Below are 1,147 nucleotides of genomic sequence, written 5' to 3'. Positions count from 1 at the left end.
GGTTGTTCTTTGCAATTGCACATAGCTTCCCTTGGCATTTAACGCTCGAGTTAAGCCGACTTGTGTAGCGGAGCCAAACAAGTTCGGCTTGAACGAATTGTTAGGCGGCAGCCACCACTTGCCCAGACGCCTTGACGGTTGCGAAGTGCTCTACGAAGGCTGCGCAGTTCTGTCGGTCGCGACGCGCGATTCGCAGTCTGCATCGCCCGCCACGCAACCTTGGAAAGCTTTGGAAAGTATCCATCCTCGTTCCCTGCAACCAAAGCAGTGTGTAGGTTCCAAACAAGTAGGATCTAATGGCAATCGATGCGACATCTCTGATTGGAACTTCCACAATCTGATGCCTAAATTTTATTAGTCCGGTTAATGAGTCAACGATTTGGACCTCAAGTCTGATAGCTTCTTGATGCAGGGCCACTAAGCCATGGCCTTTTGCGAGGCCTTGCCAGATATCTGCAATAAAGAATGGAACAGTACTAACATGATCTCCGAGAACGGGAATGCTTGACGCAATTGACGGCTTAGTACGCCTCGTCAGAACAGCAATGGCTAGAACTATAACGACCAGTGCAGCGTAGAAGTACCATGCAGTGAGTACGTAGGTATACAAGAAGTCTAATATTTCGCGGACAATCATTGAACGGTCCTTGCCGCCTAACGCCCAACTTTAGGGCACAAATACATGGGCTAAAATAACGAGCGAAGCGAGAGAGCCCATGTGTTTGTGTCCCAGCGAACGTAGTGAGCGATAACAGTTGTTTGTTAGCTGCACAACCCCAAATAACCTATGAATTTGAAGGCCAAAATTAAGCGCCGTCGTTGATATAATATGAATTGAGATTTGGCAAAAGGCCTGTGAGTAAATTCCCACCGTGATGGTTTTACTAGCTGCCTTCTCGGCTATTTGACTTTATTTTTTTAGCAATCAAGTCAATAAAGAGACAAGCTGCACCAGCAAAAACACCAAATACTAGTGCTTCACTTTGTTCTGATATGTACTCTGAAAATACATATAGAAATAAAGTTCCTGCTAAACCAACAAAAACGCCGATGGCTATAGATTTAAATAATGACTCCATTACTTGATACTCCTTTAAACAGCTAACATTTGTGTAGTGTGCTGGCACATGTCGTAATCGTTCGTTTA

1 protein-coding gene is annotated in these 1,147 nt (G+C 45.0%); it reads right to left on the bottom strand.

Features of this window, described 5'->3' with window-relative positions; genetic code table 11:
* Nucleotides 1-884: 884 nt before the first annotated feature.
* Nucleotides 885-1,147, bottom strand: a 263-nt coding sequence (locus NOG12_RS13165; RefSeq protein WP_313933506.1) for a hypothetical protein, incomplete at its 5' end; no start/stop codon positions are given.

This window comes from Pseudidiomarina fusca, from assembly GCF_032227045.1.
Lineage (GTDB): Bacteria > Pseudomonadota > Gammaproteobacteria > Enterobacterales > Alteromonadaceae > Pseudidiomarina > Pseudidiomarina fusca.
Note: the sequence above shows the minus strand (reverse complement) of the source record. Positions and strands in the feature narration are given on the sequence as shown.